The 18,481-nt window shown below is 66.5% G+C and carries 17 protein-coding genes; 11 read left to right on the top strand and 6 right to left on the bottom strand.

Translation table 11 applies throughout. The annotated features are described in order from the left end of the window. Positions 1-1,542 carry a methyl-accepting chemotaxis protein gene (locus ACG04R_RS14955; RefSeq protein WP_394411940.1) on the bottom strand — a complete coding sequence of 514 codons (1,542 nt, stop codon included), beginning with the start codon at positions 1,540-1,542 and terminating at the stop codon, positions 1-3. A 513-nt stretch (positions 1,543-2,055) separates the two neighbouring features. Continuing rightward, entirely contained in the window at positions 2,056-3,237 is a 1,182-nt protein-coding gene (metK, locus tag ACG04R_RS14950; protein ID WP_394411937.1) for a methionine adenosyltransferase, read from the bottom strand. A 129-nt stretch (positions 3,238-3,366) separates the two neighbouring features. Between metK and ACG04R_RS14945 the strand changes: the two genes are divergently transcribed. The 7 genes from ACG04R_RS14945 (at position 3,367) to ACG04R_RS14915 (ending at position 10,279) form a co-directional block, all read left to right on the top strand. Continuing rightward, positions 3,367-4,245, top strand: coding sequence for a lysophospholipid acyltransferase family protein (locus tag ACG04R_RS14945; protein ID WP_394411934.1), 879 nt, complete (start codon positions 3,367-3,369; stop codon positions 4,243-4,245). Beyond that, a complete protein-coding gene (dapF, locus tag ACG04R_RS14940) occupies positions 4,242-5,081 on the top strand; it encodes a diaminopimelate epimerase (RefSeq protein WP_394411931.1) in 840 nt (279 codons plus the stop codon). Before ACG04R_RS14945 ends, dapF begins: the two co-directional genes overlap by 4 nt. Next, the gene (locus ACG04R_RS14935) at positions 5,078-5,794 is read left to right on the top strand and encodes a DUF484 family protein (RefSeq protein ID WP_394411928.1); all 717 of its coding nucleotides are present in this window, start codon (positions 5,078-5,080) and stop codon (positions 5,792-5,794) included. Before dapF ends, ACG04R_RS14935 begins: the two co-directional genes overlap by 4 nt. Further along, positions 5,791-6,714 carry a tyrosine recombinase XerC gene (locus ACG04R_RS14930; RefSeq protein WP_394411925.1) on the top strand — a complete coding sequence of 308 codons (924 nt, stop codon included), beginning with the start codon at positions 5,791-5,793 and terminating at the stop codon, positions 6,712-6,714. The genes ACG04R_RS14935 and ACG04R_RS14930 overlap by 4 nt, the downstream gene beginning before the upstream one ends. Further along, complete coding sequence (locus tag ACG04R_RS14925; RefSeq protein ID WP_394411922.1) at positions 6,711-8,234, top strand: hypothetical protein; 1,524 nt, start codon at positions 6,711-6,713, stop codon at positions 8,232-8,234. The genes ACG04R_RS14930 and ACG04R_RS14925 overlap by 4 nt, the downstream gene beginning before the upstream one ends. Before the next feature lie 82 nt (positions 8,235-8,316). Next, positions 8,317-9,498 (top strand): class I SAM-dependent rRNA methyltransferase, encoded by a 1,182-nt coding sequence (locus tag ACG04R_RS14920; RefSeq protein ID WP_394411919.1) that lies wholly within the window; start codon positions 8,317-8,319, stop codon positions 9,496-9,498. A gap of 19 nt (positions 9,499-9,517) precedes the next feature. Further along, a complete protein-coding gene (locus tag ACG04R_RS14915) occupies positions 9,518-10,279 on the top strand; it encodes a hypothetical protein (RefSeq protein ID WP_394411916.1) in 762 nt (253 codons plus the stop codon). Between the two features lie 27 nt (positions 10,280-10,306). On the opposite strand, the gene ACG04R_RS14910 is transcribed toward ACG04R_RS14915, so the two are convergent. Continuing rightward, positions 10,307-10,792 carry an Lrp/AsnC family transcriptional regulator gene (locus ACG04R_RS14910; RefSeq protein ID WP_394411913.1) on the bottom strand — a complete coding sequence of 162 codons (486 nt, stop codon included), beginning with the start codon at positions 10,790-10,792 and terminating at the stop codon, positions 10,307-10,309. Positions 10,793-10,929: 137 nt separating this feature from the next. On the opposite strand from ACG04R_RS14910, the gene glmS reads away from it, so the two are divergent. Further along, positions 10,930-12,789: a glutamine--fructose-6-phosphate transaminase (isomerizing) gene (glmS, locus tag ACG04R_RS14905; RefSeq protein WP_394411910.1), complete on the top strand. Its 1,860-nt coding sequence runs from the start codon at positions 10,930-10,932 to the stop codon at positions 12,787-12,789. A gap of 75 nt (positions 12,790-12,864) precedes the next feature. Here glmS and ACG04R_RS14900 read toward each other — a convergent pair whose 3' ends face one another. Further along, entirely contained in the window at positions 12,865-13,080 is a 216-nt protein-coding gene (locus tag ACG04R_RS14900; protein WP_394412706.1) for a hypothetical protein, read from the bottom strand. Here ACG04R_RS14900 and ACG04R_RS14895 point away from each other — a divergent pair. Genes ACG04R_RS14895 through ACG04R_RS14885 form a run of 3 tightly spaced genes read left to right on the top strand, consistent with a single transcriptional unit; the run spans position 13,009 to position 16,464 of the window. Continuing rightward, a complete protein-coding gene (locus tag ACG04R_RS14895) occupies positions 13,009-14,658 on the top strand; it encodes a TnsD family Tn7-like transposition protein (protein WP_394412678.1) in 1,650 nt (549 codons plus the stop codon). The two genes, ACG04R_RS14900 and ACG04R_RS14895, sit on opposite strands and share 72 nt — an antisense overlap. 51 nt (positions 14,659-14,709) lie before the next feature. Next, positions 14,710-15,051, top strand: a complete 342-nt coding sequence (locus tag ACG04R_RS14890; RefSeq protein WP_394411907.1) for a helix-turn-helix domain-containing protein — start codon at positions 14,710-14,712, stop codon at positions 15,049-15,051. Between the two features lie 15 nt (positions 15,052-15,066). After that, on the top strand, positions 15,067-16,464 hold the full coding sequence (locus ACG04R_RS14885) for a TniQ family protein (RefSeq protein ID WP_394411903.1): 1,398 nt from the start codon (positions 15,067-15,069) through the stop codon (positions 16,462-16,464). A 263-nt stretch (positions 16,465-16,727) separates the two neighbouring features. On the opposite strand, the gene ACG04R_RS14880 is transcribed toward ACG04R_RS14885, so the two are convergent. Together ACG04R_RS14880 and ACG04R_RS14875 are read right to left on the bottom strand one after the other, a co-directional pair. Further along, positions 16,728-17,585, bottom strand: coding sequence for a hypothetical protein (locus ACG04R_RS14880; protein ID WP_394411900.1), 858 nt, complete (start codon positions 17,583-17,585; stop codon positions 16,728-16,730). Beyond that, positions 17,575-18,465 (bottom strand): WYL domain-containing protein, encoded by an 891-nt coding sequence (locus tag ACG04R_RS14875; RefSeq protein ID WP_394411897.1) that lies wholly within the window; start codon positions 18,463-18,465, stop codon positions 17,575-17,577. Before ACG04R_RS14875 ends, ACG04R_RS14880 begins: the two co-directional genes overlap by 11 nt. Positions 18,466-18,481: the final 16 nt, after the last annotated feature.

The following is an 18,481-nucleotide window of genomic DNA, read 5'->3' as shown; positions in this document are numbered from 1 at the left end:
TCAGGTCTTGAAGGTCGAGACGAGCTTCACCAGCTCCTCGGCCTGATGCCTCAGGCTCTCGGCCGCGGCGGCGCTTTCCTCCACCAGCGCCGCATTCTGCTGCGTGGCCTCGTCCATCTGTGAGATGGCCTGGCCGACCTGGCTGACGCCAGTGCTCTGCTCCCGGCTGGCCGAACTGATCTCGCGCACGATCTGCGCGACGCGGCCGATGGCGACGACAACCTGCTCCATCGTCTCGCCCGCGCGGTTGACGAGGCTGGCGCCCTGCTCCACGCGCTCGACGCTGTCGCCGATCAGCGACTTGATCTCCTTGGCCGCCTCGGCCGAGCGCTGCGCCAGCGTGCGCACCTCGCTGGCGACGACGGCGAAGCCGCGCCCCTGCTCGCCGGCACGCGCCGCTTCCACCGCCGCGTTCAACGCCAGGATGTTGGTCTGGAAGGCGATGGAATCGATGGTGCCGATGATGTCGCCGATCTTGCGTGAGCTTTCCTCGATGCCGCGCATGCGTTGCACAGCCTCGCCGACGACCTCGCCGCCCTGGCGTGCCACCTCGGTGGCATCGTGCGCGAGCTGGTCGGCCTGGCCGGCGTTGTCGGCATTGAGCTTGACGGTGGCCGACAGTTGCTCCATCGACGCCGCCGTCTGCTGGATGGCGCTGGCCTGCTGCTCGGTGCGCGAGGACAGGTCGTTGCCGCCCATCGCGATCTCGGAGCTGGCCGTGGCCACCTCGTTGGCGTTGTGGCGCACCGAGCCGACGAGATGGCGCAGCGCCTCCTGCATGCTGGCCAGCGCCTGCGTGAGCTGGGCCGTCTCGTCGCTGCCGACACTGCGGATCTCGCGCGACAGATTGCCCTGGCCCACTTCCTGGGCCTCCTGGATGGCGGCCCGCAGCGGATTGACGACGGAACGCGTGATGAGCAGGGCAGCGGCGATACCGATGCTGAGGCACGCGGCGCACAGCACCAGCATGATCGTCTGCGTGCGGCGGGCATCGTCCAACACCTGCGTCGTCACCGTGCGGACGCGCTCGCCCTGGAAGTCGGCCATGCGCGAGATGGTGGCGATGTAGGCCTCGGACGCCGGACGCATCTTGCCCTCCAGCGTCTGAAGCGCGGCGTCGGCCTCGCCCGCCTTCAACTGCGCGAACACCTGGTTGCGGATGTCGATATAGGTCTTGCGCGCATCAGTGATCTCGACCATCAGCGCCTTGCCGCGCTCGCTGTCCTCCACCTTGGCCAGGCTCTCCTGCAACTCGTTGATCTTGGCGCTGCCCGCCTTGATGTGGGGCGAGAAGAACTCGGCCACCGGGCCTGTCCCGCCGGCACGCGCGACCGCTTCGGTGCGGGTCACGTTGAGCAGCGTCTGGGCTCGCCATTCCTGCGCGATGTCCTGGCGGTGCTGCAGTTCGAGCAGCAGTTCGAGGTGCGGGCCCACGGTGCCGATCTGCCGATAGCTCAGCGTCAGGGCCAGCACCAACAGGGCCAGCACCAAGCCGAATCCCATCGCGAGCCGGGTACCGATCTTGAACGATTGCATCTTCATCGCCTGCCTCCTGATCAAATCGTTAGGGGCCTGGTGGGATGAGGCCCGCTCTGTCATGTTCCAACCGACTCTAGCGGCCGATTCAATTTGATGCAATCGGTTTCAATTGATAAATTCGATAGACCGTAAAGACTTGGCATCCGGCCCGTTCTCTCGGGCAGGAAGCGGCAACGCACCACGTTGAGGCAGCATGCCCCAGGGATGTCCGGTGCGATGGCCGAGGGTCGAATCGACGTTGCCAGGCAGCAACGTGGAGGCGGATATCGCCCGCGCTCGGTCAGGCTACGAGCATTGGGCGCGCGCGCAGGCCGCGCCGGCGCAGCGACTCACGTCGGGCCTGCGGCCTTTGACCTTGGGAGACGGGGCTGCGCCGGAAGTCGACCAGCGCGCAGCGCTCGGGGCCTTACAGGCCCGCTGCCGCGCGCAGCGCTGCAGCCTTGTGGTCTGCGTTCATGTCGCAAGCGACATGAACTTCGCCCCAAGCCCCAGGGTTCGCTGACGCGAACGCCGTGCTTACAGCCCGGCCGCTGCACGCAGCGCCTGGGCCTTGTCCGTCTTTTCCCACGTGAACTCGGGCTCTTCGCGGCCGAAGTGGCCGTAGGCCGCCGTCTTGGAGTAGATCGGACGCAGCAGGTCCAGCATCTGGATGATGCCCTTGGGGCGCAGATCGAAGTGCTCGTTCACCAGCTTGGCGATCTGGTCGTCGGGGATGACACCGGTGCCTTCGGTGTAGACCGTCACGTTCATCGGGCGGGCCACGCCGATGGCGTAGGCGACCTGGATCTGGCACTGGCGGGCCAGGCCGGCAGCGACGATGTTCTTGGCCACGTAACGGGCGGCGTAGGCGGCCGAGCGGTCGACCTTGGACGGGTCCTTGCCCGAGAAGGCGCCGCCACCGTGCGGGCAGGCGCCGCCGTAGGTGTCGACGATGATCTTGCGGCCGGTCAGACCGCAGTCGCCCTGCGGGCCGCCGACGACGAAGCGGCCGGTCGGGTTGATCAGGTACTTGGTCTCGGGCGTCAGCCAGGCCTTGGGCAGCACGGGCTTGATGAGTTCCTCGCGGATGGCCTCGTAGAACTCGTCAGTCATGCGGTTGCCCAGGCTGTACTCGGGCGCATGCTGGGTGGACAGCACCACCGTGTCGATGCTGTGCGGCTTGCCGTCGACGTAGCGCATCGTCACCTGGCTCTTCGCGTCGGGGCGCAGGAAGGGCAGGCGACCGTCCTTGCGCAGCTGGGCCTGGCGCTCCACCAGACGATGGGCGTAGTAGATCGGCGCGGGCATCAGCTCGGGCGTCTCGTCGCAGGCGTAGCCGAACATCAAGCCCTGGTCGCCGGCACCGGTGTTCAGGTGGTCGTCGGAGGCATGGTCCACGCCCTGGGCGATGTCGTTGGACTGCTTGTCGTAGGCGACGAGGACGGCGCAGCCCTTGTAGTCGATGCCGTAGTCGGTGTTGTCGTAGCCGATGCGCTTGATGGTGTCGCGCGCGACCTGGATGTAGTCGACGTGGGCGTTGGTCGTGATCTCGCCGGCCAACACGACGAGGCCGGTGTTGCACAGCGTCTCGGCGGCCACGCGGCTGCGCGGGTCCTGCTCGAAGATGGCGTCGAGGATGGCATCCGAGATCTGGTCGGCCACCTTGTCGGGGTGACCTTCAGAGACGGATTCGGACGTGAAGAGGAAATCGTTGGCCACTTTTAAACTCCGGTTGCTGGTGGGTCGGCGTTGCCGACGCTCCGGGAGGTGCGGCGAACGCTTTAGCAGGATTTGTGAATCGCCCCGCAAGTAGTTCCATAACTCGGCGATTCGCGCAGTATAGAAAACATGGGCCTGGTCTTCCGCGTCTTATCCCGTCTGCCCCTGGCGTTTTTGCACGTTCTGGGTGCGGCCCTGGGCTGGATCGTCTACCTCGCGTCGCCCACCTACCGGCGCCGCTTCCAGGCCAACGTGGCCCAGGCCGGCATCGCGTGGCACGACGCACGACCCGCCATCGCCGCGGCCGGACGCATGACGGCGGAGCTGCCGTGGCTGTGGGTCGGGACGAAGCGCCAGCCCCTCGGCGACAAGCTGCGCTGGGACGGTGGCGAGTTGATCGCCGAGGCGATGGCCCAGAAACGCGGCCTGGTCATGCTGACGCCGCACATGGGCTGCTTCGAGATCTGCGCCCAGGCCATCGCCGAGCGCTTCACGAGCGCCGAGGCGCCGATCACCGTGCTCTACCGCCCCGCGCGCCAGGCGAGCCTGCGCGACGTGATGGCCGGCTCGCGCGAGCGCCCGGGGCTGGCCACGGCCCCGGCGTCGCTGGCCGGCGTGCGGCAGATGATCCGCGCATTGCGCAAAGGCGAGGTCATCGGCCTGCTGCCCGACCAGGTGCCGCCTGACGGCCTGGGCGTCTGGGCGCCGTTCTTCGGCAAGCCGGCCTACACGATGACGCTCGCCGCCCGCCTCGTGCAGCAGACCGGCGCGGCGCTGCTGCTGATCTGGGGCGAGCGGCTGCCCGGCGGCGAGGGCTTCGTCGTGCACGTGCTGCCAGCCCCCGAGATCGCCAAGGAGGCGAGCGCCGAAGACGCCGCCGCCACCATCAACACGGCGATGGAAAGCCTGATCCGACGCGCGCCGGGGCAATACCTGTGGGGCTATCACCGCTACAAGGAACCGCGCGGGCTGGACATAGGCGCAGCACCGGATAATCCAGCCCCATGAGATTGCGCTTCACCAAGATGCACGGCGCGGGCAATGACTTCGTCGTCATCGATGCGACCCGCGCGCCGTTTGCGCTGACCAGGGATCAGATGCGCCTGCTGGGCGACCGCCGCTTCGGCGTCGGCTGCGACCAGATCCTCGTCATCGAGCCCAGCACCGATGCCGGCGCGGACTTCCGCTACCGCATCTTCAACAACACCGGCGACGAGGTGGAGCACTGCGGCAACGGCTCGCGCTGCTTCGTGCGCTTCGTCGTCGATGCCGGGCTGACGGACAAGCGCGAGATCCATGTGGACACGATGAACCGCCGGCTGCTGCTGAAGCTGCGCGACGACGGCCGCGTGACGGTGGACATGGGGGCACCGGTGTTCGACCACGCCGCCCTGCCCTTCGACGCTGCCGGCCTCACGCCACGGCTGGAGAACGGCTTCGAGCTGTGGCCGGTCGAGGGTGTCGAACTGGGCGTCGTGTCCATGGGAAACCCGCACGCCGTGCAGCGCGTCGCCGACGTCGAGACCGCGCCGGTGGCCACACTCGGCCCCGTCATCGAACGCCACGCCCGCTTCGCGAAGCGCGTGAACGCCGGCTTCATGCAGATCCTCGGCCGCGACCGCATCGCGCTGCGCGTCTACGAGCGCGACGCCGGCGAGACGCTGGCCTGCGGAACGGGCGCCTGTGCGGCCGTCGTCGTCGGCATCCGCGCCGGCTGGCTGGACAGCACCGTGGAAGTACAGACCCGCGGCGGCCTGCTGCGCATCGAATGGACGGGCGGCCAGAGCCCCGTGCTGATGACCGGCCCCGCAACCAAAGTTTTTGACGGAGAGATCGAGCTGTGAGTTCCAACCCCGCCGCGGACGCAGTGCAAGGCATCACCGAAACCGACATCGCCAACTACCTGGCGGGCACGCCCGGCTTCTTCGAGCGCCACGCGGCGCTGCTGGCCACGGTGCAGCTGCAGCACCCGCACGGCGCACGTGCCGTGTCGCTGCAGGAACGCCAGGCCGAGATGCTGCGGGACAAGATCAAGGGCCTGGAGTTGCGCATCATCGACATGATTCGCAACGGCCAGGACAACGTCGCCATCGCCGACCGCCTGCACCGCTGGACGCTGGCCGTCATGCGCGCCGCCGGCACGCCGGCCGAGCTGCCGGAGGTGCTGCTGGGCGAGCTGCGCCACCAGTTCATGATCCCGCAGGCCAGCCTGCGGATGTGGGGCGTGGCACCTGCACACGAGGCGGCGGAATTCGCGGCCTCCGTCAGTGCCGACGTGAAGAGCTTCGCCTCCAGCCTGAGCCAGCCCTACTGCGGCGTGAACTCCGGCTTCGAGGCGGCGCGCTGGCTGGGCCTGAGCGAGAGCGGCGGCATCGCGACGTCGCTGGCGCTGATCCCGCTGAGCCTGGCCAAGGTCAACGAGGGCAAGCCCTTCGGCCTGCTGGTGCTGGGCTCGCCGGACCCGACCCGCTACACGGCCGAGATGGGCACCGACTTCCTGACCCGCGTCGGCGAGATTGCCAGCGCCGGGCTGGCCGGGCTGCTGGCAACGGCATGACGGCGCTGGGCGCGGACTACCAGGAATTCCTGCAGCACGCCCGTGTGCAGCAACGCCTGAGCCCGCGCACGCTGAAGGTCTACACCGATGGCCTGGAGCGGCTGCAGCGCATGCTGGCCGAGGCTTCCATCGACACGCGGGCGCTGAGCCTCGCGCAGGCCCGACGCCTCGCCGCACTGCTGCACCGCGAGGGCCTCGCGCCCAAGTCCATCGCACTGCTGCTGTCCGTCTGGCGCAGCACCTACCGCTGGCTGGGGCTGCAGGGCCGCGTCACGCTGAATCCGTTCGACGGGCTGAAGGCCCCCAAGGCGCCCAAGCCGCTGCCCAAGGCGCTGGGCGTGGACGACGCCGTGCAGCTGGCCACCCACGTGCCCGACGAGATCGCCGACTCGCGGCTGGAGGCGCGCGACCGCGCAATGGTCGAGCTGCTGTACGGCGCCGGGCTGCGCGCGGCCGAGCTGATCGGGCTGGATGCGCAGGCCAGCGGCACGGCCGAAGGCTGGGTCGACCTGCAGTCGTCGGAAGTCCACGTGCTCGGCAAGGGCGGCAAGCGCCGCAGCACACCGCTGGGCAAGGCGGCGGCCGCGGCGCTGCGCGAGTGGCTGGCCGTGCGCGGCCAGCTCGCCGCAGCGGGCGAGCCGGCACTGTTCGTCGGCGCGCGCGGCCACCGCGTGGCTGGCTCCACGCTGCGCACGATGCTGCGCGCCCGCGCCGTCAGTGCCGGCATGCCGGCCCACGTACACCCGCACATGCTGCGGCACAGCTTCGCATCGCACCTGCTGCAGTCCAGCGGCGACCTGCGCGCGGTGCAGGAGCTGCTGGGCCACGCCCACATCACGACGACCCAGGTCTACACGCAACTGGATCACCAACACCTTGCGCGCATCTACGACGCCGCACACCCGCGAGCCAAGAAATGAGTTTTCGACTCGCCACGCTGATGGCGCTGCTGCCCACCTGCGCACTGGCCATTCCCGATGACGCGCCTTTTTCGAACCCGGCGCGGCTGAACACCGTACGCCCCGCGGCCATCGAGGCCAACTGGACAAGCATGAAGATGCCCGACGGCGGCCGCACGGCTTTCGCGTCGGTCAACTACATGATGGCCTTCGACGACGACTGGGGCTTCGGCCCCGGCTTCTACGGCACGGCCAAAGGCAACTACGGCGGCATCTTCACGGTGGGCTTCACGGGCCAGCGGCGCTGGCGGCTGTCCAGCAACACGCACCTGGCGGCCAGCCTCTACGTGGGCGCGGGCGGCGGGCTGTCGAGCGCCGTCACGCGCTTCGGCGGCGGCCTGATGCTGCGGCCCGAGTTGTCGATCCGCACCGAGAACGGCGGCGGCTGGTACACCGGCGTCGGCATCTCGCAGATCCGCTTCCCGAGCGGCAACGTGAAGAGCGGCGTGGGCCTGGCGTTCACGGTCGGCCGGGCGATGGACTTCGCCAGCTTCTCGCCCGACGACGCCGGCATGCCCGGCCGCTCGGGCCGGCGCACGGGGCTGGGCTTCGACGAGATCGCGCTGATCGGCGGCTTCGAGAAGCCGCGCCCGTCCAGCCGCACGCGCGGCGGCACGCCCTATGCCGGCAAGGTCGGCAAGGCCGGCGGGGAACTGCGCCAGTACATCGCCGAGGGCAGCTGGTGGGGCGTGGAGGCCGCGGGTGCGGCCAAGGGCGGCGTCGACGGCTACATGGAAGTGCTGGGCCAGATCGGCCAGGACTGGTCGCTGTTCGGCACGCCGCGGCTGCGCGTCGGCGGTCAGTTCGCGGCTGGCCTGGGCGGTGGCGGCAATGTCGACACCGGCAACGGCTGGCTGCTGCGCGCCGGGCCCACGCTGCGCTGGATCACGCCATGGGGGCCCACCGTGCGCATGGACGCGGGCTTCACCTACGCACCCAGCGGTGCCTACACGGCGCCGTTCGTGCGCGCCGTGCTGGCGATGCCGCTGGACCGCACACCCACGCTGATCGGCGACGACCCCGGCGGCACGGTGCGTGTGCAACAACTGGGCACCAGCGTCATGCACCTGACGCGCGTGCGCTTCAAGGACGGGCGGCAGGAGGGCGTCAGCCACCTGGCCATCAACATGGCGCGCGAGTTCTCACCGCACATCTATGGCGCGGCCATGGCGGGCAGCGCGGCGGCGGGCAGCGCCGGCGCCTACTCCTTCGGCCTGTTCGGGCTGGGGCTGCAGACCGACCCGTTGTGGGGCCACACACGCGTCGGTGCCGAATGGCTGGTGGGCGCGGCCGGCGGCGGCGGCGTCAAGGTGGGCGGCGGCGCGGTAACGCAGGCTGAGGTCTGGGCGCAGTGGCGGCTCGCCGAGCGGCTGCGACTGCGCGCTGGCGTGGGCCAGTTCCGCACCCTCCGTGGCAGTGACCAGTCATCGCCTCTGACGCACTTGCAACTGAGCTACGCCTTCGGCACGCTGCAGCGATGAGAAACAACAGCCCCCACGCGGCCACACCTCGTGTGGCCACTGCCCCCCGAGGGGGCGCTTTTCACCTTGGGGCGGCCCGGCGATGAAAAAAATCACTTTGCGGCCCGGCAAGGAGCGCTCGCTCGTCAAGCGCCACCCCTGGGTGTTTGAAAGCTCCATCGCCCGCGGCGGCGGTGACTCGGGCGAGACGGTGAGCGTCGAGTCGGCCGACGGCCAGTTTCTCGCCTGGGCCGCGTTCAGCCCCAAGTCGCTGATCCGGCTGCGCGCGTGGAGCTTCGACGAGGCCGAGCGCATCGACGCAGCCTTCTTCCAGCGCCGCATCGCGCAGGCGATCGCGATGCGCGCGCGGCTGGCGATCGCGTCCGACGCCTGGCGGCTGATCCATGGCGAGGCCGACGGGCTGCCGGGCCTGGTCGTGGACCGCTACGGCGACACGCTGGTCGCGCAGTTCGGCAGCGCCGGCGCCGAGCGCTGGAAGGCCGTCATCGCCGACGCGCTGCTGGCCGCGACCGGCCTCACGCGGCTCTACGAGCGCTCCGACGCGCAGGCCCGCGAGTGGGAAGGCCTGCCCGCACAGACCGGCTGGCTGCGCGGTTCCGGCGACACGGCATTGACGATCCAAGAGCACGACTGGAGGCTGACACTGGACGTCGCCGAGGGACACAAGACCGGCTACTACCTCGACCAGCGCGACAGCCGCCACCGCTTTGCCGCCGCGGTGAAGCAGTACGGCGTGCAGAGCGTGCTGAACTGCTTCAGCTACACCGGCGGCTTCTCGGTCGCGGCGCTGGCGGGCGGCGCTACGCAAGTCGTCAGCGTGGACTCTTCCGGCCCGGCGCTGGAGCGGGCCACCGCCCATGTCGCGCTGAACGGCTTCGACGCCGGCCGCCACGAGGCCTGGGACGCCGACGTGAACGCCACGCTGCGACGCTGCCTGGCCGAGGGCCGGCGCTTCGACGCCATCGTGCTGGACCCGCCGAAGTTCGCCCCCACGGCTGCGCACGCCGAGCGCGCGTCGCGGGCCTACAAGGACATCAACCGCCTGGCCTTCATGCTGCTGAACGACGGCGGGCTGCTCTACACGTTCTCGTGCTCGGGCGGCATCGCGCCGGACCTGTTCCACAAGATCGTCGCCGGCGCCGGGCTGGACGCGGGCGTGGACGGCTACATCGTCGAGCGCCTGTCCGCGGCAGCCGACCATCCGCAGACGGTGTGTTTCCCGGAAGGCGACTACCTCAAGGGGCTGGGCATCCTCAAGCGTTGACCTGGAACGAAAGCCACGAATGATTGCACCGCAACGTGTCCTGCCGGCGGCTGTCCTGATGGTGGCTTCCCTGGTGTCGGCGGGTGCCGTGGCCGAGGAGCCGCTCGTCTTCGGCAACCCCGATTACTTCTGCCGAAACGGTGCCTTCCCAGGTGGTGGCGACTACCCGGGCGAGCTCCCTGCGTTCAAGCCGGCACGCATCACGGGCCAGCCGGGTGAGCGCATCCATTTCCTCAAGGATTGGGACTTCTCGAGGACCTCCTATGACCCGGGCCATTGCCCGGATGTGGATGATCCGCAATGCCTGGACAAGCCCTACCTGATCCCCGGCGACACCGTGATCGTGTCCAAGACCCTGAGGGGTTTCGCTTGCGCCTGGTATCAACCGAAGCGAGGCCATGAAACCGTGGGGTGGCTGCCGCTGTCCAAAGTGGCCATGCGGGAGCCCGAGGCCCACCCCGGAGCAGACGCCTGGGCGGGCGTCTGGAAAAGCGGTGATGACACGCTCGTGCTGCAAAGCGGCGACCGTGGCGCGCTGCGCGTCCTGGGGCGCGCCTACTGGCCGGGGCGCAATGCGCCGCCTTTTCATACGGGCTTCGTGGAAGGCATTGCCATCCCTGAGCACAACACGCTCAACGTCGAATACCCGCCCGGAACGGGTGAGGCTCGCTGCCGGCTCCGACTCAGTCTTGTGGGGCCCTTGTTGATCGCCAGCGACAACCATCTGTGCGGTGGCGTGAACGTGGCCTTCGATGGCGTTTACGTCCGGCAGCGCAAGTGAGAGTTCACCCTCCTGCACATCGCTGATTCAGCGCCCTGCTGAGTCGGTGCTTGGCAGGCCAATGCGCGTGTCGAACTTGGCCCGCTTCACGCCGAAGAAGGCCTTGATGTTGCGCACGTTGGCGTCCTGCGTCAGCAGCCGCTGCGTCAGCGCGTGATATGCCAGCATGTCGGCCACCTGCACCACGAGCACGAAGTCCGGCCCCGGCGACACGCGCCAGCACTGCTGCACGGCCGCCTCCTGCACGGCACGGGCCTCGAAGGCGTCCAGGTGCTCGGCACCCTGGCGGTCCAGCGTGATCTCGAGGATGGCGGACAGGCCGGCACCCAGCTTGTCGGGCGACAGGATGGCCACGCGACGCTCGACGACGCCGGCCTCCACCAGCCGCTTCACACGGCGCAGGCAAGTGGCCGGCGACACGGCCACGCGGGCGGCCAGGTCCTGGTTGCTCAGCGAGGCGTCGGCCTGCAGCGCGTCCAGCAGCCGGATGTCGATGGCGTCAAATTCATTCATAGATTGATATTTTTAGAATGGAAATTTCACCTTCAACATGAAAGGAAATATTCATTCATATCCAGTCGAATTTTGCACGCATCTACCGTTCACGTATGCCTAGCATGCCCGCCATTCCCAAAAAACGGAGTCATCCCATGTGCGGCATCGTCGGCGCGGTCAGTCAGCGCAACATCGTTCCCATCCTCGTCGAAGGCCTGAAGCGCCTGGAATACCGCGGCTACGACTCCTGCGGAGTTGCGGTGCATCAGGACGGCGCCCTGCGCCGCGCCCGCTCCACGTCGCGCGTGGCCGAGCTGCAGCACCAGGCCGAGCATGACGGCATCGCCGCCGGCACCGGCATCGCCCACACCCGCTGGGCCACGCATGGCGCACCGGCCGTGCACAACGCCCACCCGCACTTCTCCGTCGGCCCGAACGCCGACACCGGTGGCGTCGGCCGCATCGCGCTGGTCCACAACGGGATCATCGAGAACCACGACGAACTGCGCGCCGAGCTGAAGGCACGCGGCTACCAGTTCCACAGCCAGACCGACACCGAGGTCATCGCCCACCTCATCGACCACCTCTACAGCGGCGACCTGCTGGACGCCGTGCAGCAGGCCCTGCCGCGCCTGAAGGGCGCCTACGCGGTGGCCGTGTTCTGCCGCGACGAGCCGCACCGCGTCGTCGCCGCCCGCGAGGGCTCCCCGCTGGTGCTGGGCGTCGGCGAGCAGGAGAACTTCGTCGCCTCCGACGCGATGGCGCTGGCCGGTGTGACCGACCAGATCGTCTACCTGGAGGAAGGCGACGTCGTCGACCTGCAGCTGGGCCGCTACTGGATCAGCCGCCTGGACACCGCCACCGGCCGCTACGCCGCCGTGCGGCGCGAGGTCAAGACCGTGCACGCCCACAGCGGCGCCGCCGAGCTGGGCCCCTACCGCCACTACATGCAGAAGGAAATCTTCGAGCAGCCCACGTCCATCGCCAACACGCTGGACGCCGTGACCGGCATCAGCCCCGAGCTGTTCGGCGACGGCGCCTACCGCGTCTTCAAGGAAATCGACAACGTCCTCATCCTGGCCTGCGGCACCAGCTACTACTCCGGCTCCACGGCCAAGTACTGGCTGGAGAGCATCGCCAAGATCCCGACGTCGGTCGAGATCGCCAGCGAATACCGCTACCGCGACAGCGTGCCGAACCCGCGCACGCTGGTCGTCACGATCAGCCAGAGCGGCGAGACGGCCGACACCATCGCCGCGCTGAAGCACGCCCGCTCGCTGGGCATGCCGCACACGCTGACCATCTGCAACGTGGCCACCAGCGCGATGGTGCGCGAGTGCGAGCTGGCCTACATCACGCGCGCCGGCGCCGAGATCGGCGTCGCTTCCACCAAGGCCTTCACGACGCAGCTCGTCGGTCTGTTCCTGCTGACGCTGGCGTTGGCGCAGACACGCGGCCACCTGAGTGAGGCCGATGAAGCCGGGCACCTGAAGGACCTGCGCCACCTGCCCGTGGCCGTGCAGGCCGTGCTGGCGCTGGAACCGCAGGTCATCGCCTGGAGCGAGGAATTCGCGCGCAAGGAAAACGCCCTCTTCCTGGCACGCGGCCTGCACTACCCCATCGCCATGGAAGGTGCGCTCAAGCTCAAGGAGATCACCTACATCCACGCCGAGGCCTACGCCGCGGGCGAGCTGAAACACGGCCCGCTGGCGTTGGTGACGGCCGAGATGCCGGTGGTGACCGTCGCGCCCAACGACGCACTGCTGGAAAAGCTCAAAAGCAACATGCAGGAAGTCCGTGCCCGCGGCGGCCAGCTCTACGTCTTCGCCGACGGCGACACGGCCATCGAGAGCGAAGCCGGCCTGCACGTCATCCGCATGCCCGAGCACTACGGCGCGCTGTCACCCATCCTGCACGTCGTGCCGCTGCAGCTGCTGGCGTATCACACGGCGTGCGCGCGCGGCACCGATGTCGACAAGCCCCGCAACCTGGCGAAGTCCGTCACGGTTGAGTGAGATCGTCCGGAGGCCCATCAAAGTGTTCTTGGCAATTAAAGTCGTAAACAGGCAATTAGAGTCGTAAACAAAGGCCTAGCATTTATGCGGCCTGGCGACGAATTGCCGGTTTGCGTGCACAACCACGCCCGTGTTACGGGCGATGGCGGGCCGGTGCGCGAACTGCTTCGATGGCAGCCCGGAGAGACGCTGTTCAGCCTTGTTAGCCGCCATCACCGCATGTGGGGGCATCGGCTTGCCGGGCAAACGGCCCAACTCTTTTTTGGTCACAAAGGTCTTGGCCACCAGCATGACTTCGCAGGTGGCCTGAACCACCTTGTGCAAGCCACTGGAGGGCGTCTGGGAGACGTCGGTTCGATCAGCCTTGAGCGAACACTCCTGCGCTATTACCACCCCTTCTTGACCGAGTCTCGAGAGCAAGACTGCGTCTCTGCCATGGGTGGACCGTCCGTGGCTCACCTCAAATTCCGCTTGGGGTTGCTGACGAGTCGGTTCAGAGCCCATCACCCTCTCAAGACTTGCCTAGCGTGCATTGAGGAGGACCGTGATCAGACAGGTTGGGTCTGGTGGCGCATGGATCACCAATACCCAGGCGTTTGGGTCTGCCCAAGACACGGCGAATACCTCATGGAGTCATCGACGAAGTCGAATGGCGTGAGTCGATTCCAGTGGGTTCTGCCTGACCCACGCCTATGTTGCACGCCTACGCTGATCGCACCGCGTGATACGGAAGTCAGAGCAAGCCTTGCACGCTTTGCCCTTCTTGTCGGCGAAGTCGTTGATCGTCGACCAACCATCCGCCTGGACTCGGAGACTTTGCAGCACCACTATCGGAACACCCTTTCAGAGCGTGGGCTCATGCTCGCCAGCGGCCGCATTGCCCTCACCGCTGCAGCGGGGGCGTTCCTGCAGCATGTGCGGCCACTGCGGGCAGTCTTGGAGCTCGCGGCCCTCCCCGAAAACATCGATCAAGCCAAGGCCCAGCTCGCGAGATTGTTGGCGCCCCTGCGCAGCGGCACGCATCCCTTACGTCATCTGGTGATGATCGACTGGTTGATCGGCGCGTCCTCTGACCTGTTCGCCCGCTTGGCAGCGCCTGTGGTTCCGTCAGCCCCCGCCTTCGGTGAAGCACAAACGTGCATTGCAGGCGCTTCGCTGCCATCGTCGCGGCGCACCGAGGTGATGGCATCGATCCGCGATGGCACGATGTCAATGCGAGCGGCCGCGCGCGCTCTTGATGTTGATACGCAGACCGTGATGGTCTGGGCAGCTCAAATTGGCATTGAAGCTGGCCGGCGGCCCAAGCTGCTCAAGAACGATGTGCGGCCCAAGCTCATTACCGCGCTTCAACAGGGCGCCTCCAAAGCCGACGCGGCATCTCGCTGGAAGGTCTCGGTCACCACCGTCACGACCTTGCTTCGTACCGTCCCCGGCCTGCACGAGCGGTGGCGTGAGGCGAAATTGGATGCGGCGAGGACTACCTCAAGACGTCGTTGGACGGAACTGCTCGCCTCGGATCAGGCGATGGACCTCAAGCGTGCGAGGGCCAAGGAGCCCGCCATCTATGCCTGGCTCTACAGAAATGACAGGGCGTGGCTCGATCAACACAAACCCCACCGGCTGCGTCGCGGTGCCATCTCTCAGGTCGATTGGCTTGCGCGCGATCTTGAGCTCAGCACTGCAGTGGAGCAAGCGGTCAAAGTCGCCCGAACAACTTGGGGCGATCAGCCGCTGCGCACGTGGCACCTCATCCAAGCCATGCCGGAGCTGAGACCCAAGCTCCGGCATCTGGGTCGCCTCCCCTTGACCCGACAGGCCATCGCAGCTGCAACCTGCCACGGCTCCGCCGACAGCGGGCCGGATTCATAACTGCGACCGCTTTCCTTGACATGCAACTATGCATATAAATATTCTTGCATCATGTCGTCTGAATCCTTGCAGGCCCGAGTGCTGCGTGCGGCTCAGCTCTTCAAAGATCTCGGCCTGACGCAATCTGATATTGCTGGAGCCGTTGACGCGAGCCAGTCTCAGGTCAGCCGGGTTCTTGCCGGTCAAATTGTTCGACGCACCAAGTTGATTGACGAAATATGCAACTATGCAGATTCGATCGAGCTTGGCGTGTCGGTTGAAGCTGTCCGCAACAACGAAGAGTTGTTGAGTGCCTTGGCGCAGACCTGGGATGGCAGCGCCGCGCACTCTCGAGCCTTGGCTGCCGTCATCCGTTCCCTGTCCGTGCTGGGCTCAAGCAAGTCGCCCCGCTAACTCGAAAGGGCAAGCATGCTCGCGATCTCCGCTCCGCTTCCCGATGAACTGAGTCGATCATTCCTCGGGCGCCTGATGCGGATGAACGGGGTTGCCGGCGAGAAGGACATGATCGAACGGCTGGCCAGCTTCTTGGGTGTCGCGGAACGGGACCGTAGAAAGGTCACCGTGACCGAGCTACTGAGCATGGCAGCTCGGATGGGTCCCGAGAACTTTGTGTGCCAACACACACTGATTCCGCTGCGACGAAGCATCACCTCATATCTTCCGGATCTGGCGCATGGGGCCCCTGGAAGCCAAGGCGTGCTGTTCCTCAGCGGTCAAAGGCTGATCCGGCCGATCCCGTATCTCTGTGCAGACTGTGTTCGTGCCGACGTAGACAGGTTTGGCATCAGCTATTGGCATCGAGAGCATCAGTTGCCCGGCGTTCTTTGGTGCGCCAGGCACCGAACTCCTCTGAGGTATGCCGACGCCGAGGATGCGCTGCTCTGGCCAACGTCGCAATGGGTTGGCGATAGCCGTGAAGTGGGCGCCGAATGGTTCAACGAATTGAACGAGCACAAGGTCGTCCGACGCTTCCACGCCATCATTGATGGCCTGATGGATACGCATCGACCGTATCCCGTGCCTCATGTCAGCGCTCGCCTTCGACAGAAAGCACGCGCGCATGGGCTGCTTACCTACTCAAGTAGTAAGCCGCCACGGGGTGCAAGACTGTTGAGTGATGTTGTGAGAGATGGGTTTCCACACGACTGGTTGTCGACTGTGTTTCCGGAACTTGTCGCCAAGGCTCCAGAAGCTCAGCTGGTGCAGATGGACGGGGTCCTATATCTGCCAAATTCATCGGCGCCGGCGACCGTCTATGCGCTGGCCTGCAGCGTCTTGTATGACAGTGCCGACGAGGCGCTTACGGACATTGCGACTGGGATGCAGCAGGGAATGGTCATCGCGTCCGGTGGTCGAAGATCCAAGGTCAGTGATGAGGTCTATCGTTCCGCATATCTTGTTCACGGCGGCGTCTATCGGGAGGTAGCGCGACAGATTTCGGTCACGCCCCAAAGCGCAGCAAAACGGCTTCAGCAACTCGGATTGCCGGATCTGAAAGAGCGGGGGTGGGGGCCCATTCGGCGAGCACTGTTTGCCTTTTTCGTATCGGGCATGCGACTCGAAGAAGCTGCGAGGATCGGAGGTATCTCTGCGGAGACCCTGGAGGCGGCGATCCGGCAGGCCGGCGCTGGATTTGTCGGCGTACTGCGGGAGATGGACGCCACGACATCTTGTCGGAGTGCTGGGAAGCCGCGCGTTCAGCCCTTGTCGCCGCACCAAGCGAAATCCGCGAGCGAATCTTGGCAGGTCATAGCAAGCCTGAGCGGCGCGACGAAGCGCTCTTGTAAATCCGGGATCGAAGGCTGAGGGTGGCGCGCCGCATCTTCCGACAGCATCAGGCTGGTGGCGTCGTAATTGGTGAAGATGAGCAGGCCGATGCGCTAGACGCCCAAGGATTGCCGATGCTGGCCCGGGTGCCAGGGCGCGCCGCTGCAGTTGACAGCGTGCCCGCAGTCAATCATCACCCGGTAGGCGCCGCCGCCGACGCGAGGCAGCGTCAGGAGGGCGCACAGCCCGTGGTCGACGTCGAAGACCTGCAGGCCTCCATCTCGCAGCTGAATGCTCACCGTTCAACTCGGCTGGGGGTCCTTCTTGGGCGCCGCCTTCTTGCGCGCAGCCGTGGGACCGGGAATCGTGCGCAGCGCCTCCAGCAGGCGCTCGGAGTACGCGATGCCCATTCGTCGCACCGCCGCTGACCCGAAGTAAAACCAGGCCACGAACATCGCCGAGGAGACGCCAAGCGTGAGCGCCGAGGAGACTGGCAGATCCATGAACTTTGTGGCGTCGATGTCCCAGGGCCGTGTGGAAACCGAGCCGCTGAGGACGATCCCAATGAGGATGCCGGCGAAGCTGATGGCCCACCCGAGCTTGCGCGCGCCGTACATGTTGCGCCGGAATCCATACGAGATGTTCTCCTTGAGCAGCAGGCTGTACTCCTTGCCGCGGGTCAGGTCACGCAGCATTCGCGCCGCGGTACCGTACGCGTCGTCCGCAGCCTGCGGGTCAGCCAGCTCCTCCTGCGCTGTGGGCATCTTCAGGCCCAGCTTCTGGGTAATGAGCTGGTGATAGACAGTCTTGATGCCCCCCTCGAGTGACCTGTCCCTGTGCCGCAGCATCCACGTGGTCGGCAAGCCACCCCAGCCCTGGACAAGCTTCTCTTGCTTTTCCTTGCCCAGGTCACGCGCCAGGTTGCCCAGCGCGAAGATTGCTCCGCAGGATACGAGCATGCCAACGACGCCGGTGATGATGGGATGCCTGGTTCCCCATGTCGACGCGACGGCGACCAAGATTGGCAGCACCATCAGTAGGCCCGGGAATGCCCGCGCCTTGCGCTCGTAAGGGTCACGGAACATGTCCACGAGCTCATTGAGCCTTACACCCGAGTTTTTATCTGTCGCCACTTTCTTTCTCCATTGATCATTGCGCATCCAGATGCGCCTCTACCTCGTCCCGATTCAGGAGCACGAGTCGATTCGGGCTCGCTGCTGTCCCGACGTCCGAGCTCTCCAGGCGCAACCGGCGCAGCGTGTGAAATAGGAGCGCCTGCCTGACCTCGATGCGCAGTTGTCCATTGAGCATCCCGAACTCCAACTCCACCGCCTTGCGCGCCGTGTCGTTCATCTCCGAGGCCGGCGCCACGTGCAGCATCACTAAGGTATTCCAGGCTTGGTCCTGGTTCGCCGTCCACGGGCTCTTCTCTTTCGCTTTCGCGCTTAGAAGACGTCCGAGGACGAAATCCCGAAATCGCGACTCAAAGTGGCAATACGCTCGCAAATGCCACCGCGTACCGTCGTACGCCAGCGCGGTCGGCGAGACCTCTCTTGTCGAATGAGCCGCCGGGTCCATGCTTTGGTACTCGACTTCCATGGACAACTGCTCGCGTATCGCGCCGAGCAGCGCGGCCAGCACGTCCCCGTCGAAGGTCCGCACAGGCGCCGGGGCCAAGCCGACGGGCGGAGTCCAGCCTAGGAAAGTCGCGCTGCGCTCGAGGATGCCGGTGCTCAGCGCAGCCAGTTCGCTCAGATACATCTGCGGTGAGCTGCGGCCGTACCTGGCCTTGAATTCAGGCCCGCGCACGTAGCACTTCTGGCTGAGGTCGTACTTCATGTTCTCCGGTGCGGCCTCGTCGTATTTGGCCAAGTCGGCCGAGGCTTGCGGCAGGGAGATGCTGAAGAACTCCGTCAGGTCGGCGCGCCTGAGCCGCCCCTCCCACCTCAGCCGGTAGTCGATGAACTTGAACCGACGGTCTTGGCTCCACGTCGTGGCGTCCGGCCGGGCTGCTTCGGGGATGTTCGGTTCCAATTCCATAAACTGGCTTTAGGCA

This window comes from Pelomonas candidula (assembly GCF_043555985.1).
GTDB lineage: Bacteria > Pseudomonadota > Gammaproteobacteria > Burkholderiales > Burkholderiaceae_C > Pelomonas > Pelomonas candidula.
Note: the sequence above shows the minus strand (reverse complement) of the source record. Positions and strands in the feature narration are given on the sequence as shown.